Origin of the sequence: Lachnoanaerobaculum sp. MSX33 (assembly GCF_000512995.1) — a bacterium.
Classification (GTDB): domain Bacteria; phylum Bacillota; class Clostridia; order Lachnospirales; family Lachnospiraceae; genus Lachnoanaerobaculum.
Map to the genome: position 1 here is coordinate 23,346 of NZ_AZXX01000002.1, position 6,584 is coordinate 29,929.

7 protein-coding genes are annotated in these 6,584 nt (G+C 37.7%); 1 reads left to right on the top strand and 6 read right to left on the bottom strand.

Translation table 11 applies throughout. The features are described 5' to 3' along the window. Positions 1-84 precede the first annotated feature (84 nt). Positions 85-1,728, top strand: coding sequence for an N-acetylmuramoyl-L-alanine amidase family protein (locus HMPREF1495_RS00275; protein ID WP_007595114.1), 1,644 nt, complete (start codon positions 85-87; stop codon positions 1,726-1,728). 41 nt (positions 1,729-1,769) lie between these two features. On the opposite strand, the gene HMPREF1495_RS00280 is transcribed toward HMPREF1495_RS00275, so the two are convergent. From HMPREF1495_RS00280 to holA, 6 genes are read right to left on the bottom strand one after another with little or no spacing between them, the layout of a single operon-like run. Continuing rightward, a complete protein-coding gene (locus tag HMPREF1495_RS00280; RefSeq protein WP_007595118.1) occupies positions 1,770-2,264 on the bottom strand; it encodes a metallophosphoesterase family protein in 495 nt (164 codons plus the stop codon). Continuing rightward, positions 2,245-2,847, bottom strand: a complete 603-nt coding sequence (gene rdgB, locus HMPREF1495_RS00285) for an RdgB/HAM1 family non-canonical purine NTP pyrophosphatase (RefSeq protein WP_007595120.1) — start codon at positions 2,845-2,847, stop codon at positions 2,245-2,247. The genes HMPREF1495_RS00280 and rdgB overlap by 20 nt, the downstream gene beginning before the upstream one ends. Before the next feature lie 2 nt (positions 2,848-2,849). Then, the gene (locus HMPREF1495_RS00290) at positions 2,850-4,007 is read right to left on the bottom strand and encodes a THUMP domain-containing class I SAM-dependent RNA methyltransferase (RefSeq protein ID WP_007595121.1); all 1,158 of its coding nucleotides are present in this window, start codon (positions 4,005-4,007) and stop codon (positions 2,850-2,852) included. Continuing rightward, positions 3,991-4,545: a phosphodiesterase gene (gene yfcE, locus HMPREF1495_RS00295; RefSeq protein WP_034211088.1), complete on the bottom strand. Its 555-nt coding sequence runs from the start codon at positions 4,543-4,545 to the stop codon at positions 3,991-3,993. Before yfcE ends, HMPREF1495_RS00290 begins: the two co-directional genes overlap by 17 nt. 18 nt (positions 4,546-4,563) lie before the next feature. After that, positions 4,564-5,151, bottom strand: a complete 588-nt coding sequence (locus HMPREF1495_RS00300) for a xanthine phosphoribosyltransferase (protein ID WP_007595124.1) — start codon at positions 5,149-5,151, stop codon at positions 4,564-4,566. Between the two features lie 43 nt (positions 5,152-5,194). Beyond that, complete coding sequence (gene holA / locus HMPREF1495_RS00305; protein WP_034211090.1) at positions 5,195-6,163, bottom strand: DNA polymerase III subunit delta; 969 nt, start codon at positions 6,161-6,163, stop codon at positions 5,195-5,197. Positions 6,164-6,584 lie beyond the last annotated feature (421 nt).

Here is a 6,584-nt window from a genome sequence, read left to right on the forward strand (position 1 = left end):
TTCATCTGATAAAATAAAAACAGATTAAGCGAATGTGTACATTGGCATATGAACTTATATCAATAGATTATGAGGGAGAAATAAATGGGGAAGAGGACAAAGCTGGCGATACTTGTGGGCGCTATGAGTATTGCAGGTGCAATGACATCTTTTGCCGCAACAGGTTGGCAGCAGGAAAACGGTACATGGGTATACTATGATAAGAACGAAGAAAAAGTATCCCAGAAGTGGCAGCAGTCAGGGGAGTATTGGTATTACCTTGATGATATGGGAGATATGGCAACAGATGCTCTTATCGATGACGGAAATGCTACATACTATGTAGATATCAACGGTGCAATGGTAAAGAACAGATGGGTGGCTATACCGAATACCAATGACTACGATGAAAACGAACCTGATCAGTGGTGGTACTACTTTGGAGAAAACGGTAAGGCGTTTAAGAGAAGTGATTCCACAACAAGTGATGTTACATTAAAAACTATCAACGGAAAGAAATATGCTTTTGATCTTGAAGGCAGAATGCTTTACGGATGGGTTTTACAGGGTGAAAGATTGACAGATCAGGATGCATGGCAGAATGCAAAGTACTATTTCGGTGATGAGAATGACGGAGCTATGACTACAGGCTGGAGAGAGATACTTGTTCATGATGATAATGCGAGAACAATGGAAGAGCAGCCTAATATAGATTACTGGGATACAGATCAGGTAAGATGGTTCTACTTTAAGGAATCAGGCAAAAAGGAAACCGGTAATCTCGGTAAGACAATCAATGGAAAGAAGTACGGTTTTGATGAGTACGGCAGAATGATTGCAAGCTGGTATACAGAAGCTACACCTTCTACAGCAGTTTCAAAATCGGCAAGAGCTGACTATACAGAGAGTTTTATGTACTTCGCTACACCTGAGGACGGAGCAAAGTCTACCAAGGGATGGTTCAAGGTGGTTCCGGGATACTTCCTCAACAAAGGTAAATGGGAAGAGGACGGAACGGCTTGGTACTATGCTGACGGAAAAGGTCATATCAGTGCAAATGAGATAAAGAGCATTAACGGAAAGAAGTATGCTTTTGATGATAAGGGCGGTATGATATCAGGACTTGGATTGTTTGAGATGAAGCTTCTTGATAACGGAAAATATTCTACTACAGAGTTTGTAGATAAACTCGGTTCAGGAAACAAAGCGGTTCCTTATTCTACACAGGAAAAGTTTGTGGATGCTATAGGAAAGGTTCATTACAGTGATTTCCTTTCAGGAAAGTATCGCATGATGTATTTTGGAGACGGTAAGGACGGTGCTCAGAAGTACGGAAAGCAGACTGTTAAGCTTGACGGAGAAGACAGAACTTTCTATTTTAAGGAAGGCGGATCAAATAAGGGAAGCGGATTCAACGGTATAAAGGATGAAAGACTCTATATCGCAGGACTCAATATAAAGGCTGATCAGTATGACAAATATGAGGTTGTCGTAGTTGATAAGAGCAATGACAATCAGTTGGTATATAAGGGAACTGTAGGAGAGCTTCTTACAATGACAGGTTATGTGGCTTCTGTAGAAGAAAAGGATAATAAGACTACATGGAAGATCACAACTCCTAACTCAAATTATCAGGTGAAATTACTCGGTAACTCGGGAACTATTGTAAAGAGCGGTACAAAGAGAGACGGAGAAGACTACAAGATTAAAGTAAACAATAAGGTTATCACAAGTGTGACTCTTGAATAAGAATAAAAGTAAAGGCCTGTGCAAAATGCACAGGTCTGTTTTTATGCTCCGAATATTTCTTTTGTTTCTACATTGAACTCACCGTTGTCGGCTACTTCCATTATCATGTAAGTTGGAGTATGTCGGGCCTGTCGGGGATATCCGAGAGAGCCCGGATTTAATATGGTGACCCCGTCAATAGTTTTGTAAAACGGTCTATGTGTATGACCGTACATGGCAAAATCACATCCTCTTGAAAGAGCTTCATCTTTCAGGATATCTACACCCATACTTACGCCGTACTGGTGTCCGTGAACCAAAAGGGCCTTGTGATTTTTTATATTTACTTCCTTTTCTCTTGGAAGTTGTGAAAAGAAGTCATTATTACCCTGTACCATATGGCAGGCACAGTCAGGTTCAATCATATAACTTATTTTTGTTTCGCTGCTTTCTATATCACCAAGATGGATTAACATATCAAAAGGCTTTTCTTTACCTATTACCTTTTTCAGTATATCATCCATTCTATGGGTGTCACTAACAATCAGTATCTTCATAAAATTCCTCTAGCTTTTTCTTCATTGCCATAAGTGCTTTTCCTCTATGACTTATCTTGTTTTTCTCTTCAGGACTTATTTCGGCACTTGTTTTATTATATTCGGGCAGAAAAAGTATCGGATCATATCCGAATCCGTTCTCACCCGATATGGTATGAGCTATAAGTCCCTCCATGCTTCCCTCTGTAAATACGGTTGTACCGTCATCAAGTATAGCACAGATGCATGCTCTAAATCTTGCACTTCTTTCATTACCCTGCGCATTTTGCAGTCTGGATATAATGTTTTGATTTTTTATATTGTATGAAGTGTCTTCTCCCATATATCTGGAAGAATATACTCCCGGCTCTCCCCCTATGTAATCCACCTCTAAACCGGAATCGTCAGAGAGAACAATACCTCCGGTGATATCCCAAATGGCTTTTGCCTTTATATAGGCGTTTTCTTTAAATGTTGTTCCGGTCTCCTCCACATCAATAGATATGCCGGCATCCTTTGCGGATATGATATCAAAACCCGGCAAAATTTCTTTGATTTCCTTAAGTTTGTTTTTATTTCCGGTTGCAAAAATGATTTTTTTCATTGTTATTCCCGTCCGGTTCTCTTAGGTGGCTTTGGCCCCATATACTGATAGAACCTTGTCTGCATCATACCGTTGTATATCTTTCGGTTTTTATCGGCTTCTTTTCCGATGTATTTTTGGGCATCGTCATACGATGTGATAAGATATAGTGACCAGGAATCAAGAGCTGCATATCTGTCCCCAAGACTCTTATAAATGGCCGGAAGATTTTCTTTTTCCTCCAATCTTTCACCATATGGCGGATTTGTAATAATAAATCCATATTTTTTCGGATGAGAAAGTGATGCCACATCTCTGCATTGTAAATGTAACATATCTATAACACCCGCTCTTGTTGCATTGCTTCTGGCAGCTTCTACAACGGATTTATCGATGTCATATCCCTGTATATCTACATTTGTATCGATACTTACCGTTTCTCTTGCTTCTTCATAAGCATCATCCCAAACTTGTTTGTCTATAAGATTTGACCATTTGCCGCTTAAGAAACCTCTTTTAAGTCCGGGAGCAATATTTGCAGCCAGCATAGCAGCCTCTATTACAAAAGTACCGCTACCGCAGAAAGGATCGACAAGTATTCTGTCTTTTTTCCATGGTGTAAGCATAATAAGGGCGGCAGCCAAAGTTTCTGTAATAGGAGCCTTGGCGGTCATAGTTCTGTAGCCTCTTTTATGAAGAGATACTCCGGTGGTATCAAGTCCTATGGTGACAATATCTTTATTTAAAGAAACTCTAAGCGGATAATCGGCGCCTGTTTCTTCAAACCATTCCTTTTTATAAATTTTTTTCATTCTCTCAACCATAGCCTTTTTAACTATGGACTGGATATCGGAAGGAGAGAAGAGTTTACTTTTTATAGAAGTAGCCTTACTCACCCAGAACCTACCGTCGGCAGGAATATAATCTTCCCAAGGTATTGCGGCAACGGAATCAAAGAGTTCACTAAAGGTTGTGGCTTTAAATTCCGCAACTTTAATCAGTACTCTTTCTGTAGTGCGAAGCCACATATTGGCTCTGGCAATAGCTTCATCGTCACCTTCAAAATACACCCTTCCATCCTCTACTCTTGTAATATCATAGCCTATATCTATGATTTCTCTTTTTAGAATGGCCTCAAGACCGAAGTGGCATGGTGCGTACAGTTCAAATATTTTTCTCAAGTTTTATCTCCTTTAATACATTGCCGTCAAAATCATATATAGAAAAAAGGTCATTATCAAGTATTGCATAGGAGTTTGGATTTTGTTCCTTTGGAAGTGATGCCGATCCGGGATTTAATATATAAACATCTCCGACTTTTTTTGCTATAGGAAGATGTACATGCCCGTATATGAATGCACCCGCCTTTGGAAGTTTCGGCAGATGCTCCTCTCCATAAACATGTCCGTGAGTTATAAAAAAGTAAATGTCATTAAAATTCCCGATGCAATAATCGGATTGCATTGGGAATTCGAGTACCATCTGATCCACCTCGGAATCACAATTTCCTCTTACCGCAATAATGTCATCTTTAAGTTCATTAAGCATTGCAAAGACTTCCTTAGGACAGTAGTCCTTTGGCAGATCGTTTCTTGGACCGTGATATAAGAGGTCACCGAGCAGTATAAGTTTGTCGGCATTGCTTTCTCTATACTTTTCTATTATTTTTTTTGTATAGAAAGCCGAGCCGTGTATATCGGATGCAAAAAAATATTTCATAAATAAAAGGTCTAAGACCTAGTCCTCCTGTTGTCTGAATTCTACGTTCTGTGTAGCGGCATCCATAGAATCAATTATTGCAAGTGACTCCAAATGGAAACCGAGATTTCTTATAGTACGTCCACCGCTTTGGAATCCTTTCTCTATTGCAATTCCGATGCCCTCAACTGTTCCGCCCGACTCATTTACTATAGAGATAAGTCCCTGCAGTGCACATCCGTTTGCAAGGAAGTCATCAATAATAAGAACTCTGTCATCAGCACTTAAAAATTTCTTTGATACTATTACCTGGTTTTTGCATTTATGTGTAAAGCTTTCAACTTCTGCGGTATACATATCACCGTCTATATTGATTGATTTTGATTTTTTTGCAAATACTACAGGAACTCCGAATTCAAGTCCTGCTATTGCGGCAATACCTATACCTGAGGATTCTATTGTTAAAATCTTGTTTATATTGTGTGAAGCAAACTTTGACTTAAACTCTTTAGCCATTTCTAAAAAGAGTTCCACATCCATTTGGTGGTTTAAAAAGGAATCAACTTTTACTACATTACCTTCTTTGATTACTCCATCTTTTTTGATACGCTCTTCTAATAACTTCATGAAAATCCTCTCTCTTTTTGAAAATACACAACAACTACTTGCACTAACGTGTAAGCATTAGCAACTCAAGTGCTAATTTCTCATTAATATTACCTTTTTTTATAGCTTCTTCCAACTCGATTGCGTTTTTGACATAGGATAAAAGCAATGCCATGTCAAAACCACGGGCTTGACGCATAAGATTTTTAACTACATAGGGATTAAGTTTCAGATTTGATGCTATATCCTTTTCGTTAAAACCTGCAGACATCAATTCTTTGATTTGCAACAGCTGGTTAAACTGTCTTGTGATAAGAATCATTATTTTTAGTGACGGCTCTTTTAAAGCTACCAGGTCCTCATATATATCCAAAGCTTCTTTGATTTTATTGTTGGTAATCATTTTTACCAGCTCAAAGATTCTGTTGGTCAGACTGATGCTTGTTATCGCTCTTATATCTTCCTCTTCTATAATATCTTTGTCAAGAGTAAAGGAGAGTAATTTATCCAATTCGCTCTTTATTCTTTCCATATCATTTCCAACTCTGGCAATAAAAAAATCCATGTTTGAAACAGTGATTTTTTTGCCGGCTTTGTTTATGATATTTCCTGCCCAATTTTTCAGCTCATCATCTGTAGGATGATTGAGTTCTGCGATATATCCGATATCCTTGACCTTTTTGTAGAGTTTTGAACGTTTATCGATTTCTTTTTCTACAAAAATGATTTTTGTACTATCGGGTTTATCTGAAATATAGTTTAAAAACTTATCGTTTCCGGATTTAAACCATTGACTTTCTTCTATAAGAATACATCTGTATTCTGAAAAGAACGGAAGCGTATTGGCAAAGTCAATAATAGCGTCTACATCTATCCCCTTTCCTTCAAAATAGGCATAGTTCATTTGGTCATCACCTACCATAGCCGTTTTCAATCTTTTTTTATAGCTGTTTTTTAAAAATTCATCATCACCTGATAGTACATAAATGCCTTTGAATGTGGAAGTTTTCAAATCATTATTTAATACTTTCATGAGGATGATTATAACATGAATAGAAAAAAGCCACCAGTAAAAAGTCTTGAAAAATATAAGGATATACATATATAAAAAAGTCGTTAAAATAGTGTTGACACGAATTTAAAAGTTTGGTATTATATCAAAGCTGCTCAAAACGAGCAGAAAAAGTTCAAAAAAACCTCAAACAAATTTAAAAAAGTTGTTGACAAGATGAAATGAGCTTGATATAATAGCTAAGCTGTTTTAAACAGCAAAGCAAACGAACCTTGATAATTTAAGATTAAACAGTACACACAACCCTGAAAATTCACATATTTTTCTTGACGAGAACGAGCGAAGCGAAGTCCGAGTTTAGAAAAATAGCGCACCTCGTCGAGCAAAGCGAGACGATGGTGTTACATATAATATGTAATGAGATTTCAGAAACAACGTTTAG

Coding starts and splice junctions, on each gene's coding strand:
- HMPREF1495_RS00275 (WP_007595114.1), top strand. CDS start 85: ATGGGGAAGAGGACAAAGCTGGCGATACTTGTGGGCGCTATGAGTATT.
- HMPREF1495_RS00280 (WP_007595118.1), bottom strand. CDS start 2,264: ATGAAGATACTGATTGTTAGTGACACCCATAGAATGGATGATATACTG.
- rdgB (WP_007595120.1), bottom strand. CDS start 2,847: ATGAAAAAAATCATTTTTGCAACCGGAAATAAAAACAAACTTAAGGAA.
- yfcE (WP_034211088.1), bottom strand. CDS start 4,545: ATGAAATATTTTTTTGCATCCGATATACACGGCTCGGCTTTCTATACA.
- HMPREF1495_RS00300 (WP_007595124.1), bottom strand. CDS start 5,151: ATGAAGTTATTAGAAGAGCGTATCAAAAAAGATGGAGTAATCAAAGAA.
- holA (WP_034211090.1), bottom strand. CDS start 6,163: ATGAAAGTATTAAATAATGATTTGAAAACTTCCACATTCAAAGGCATT.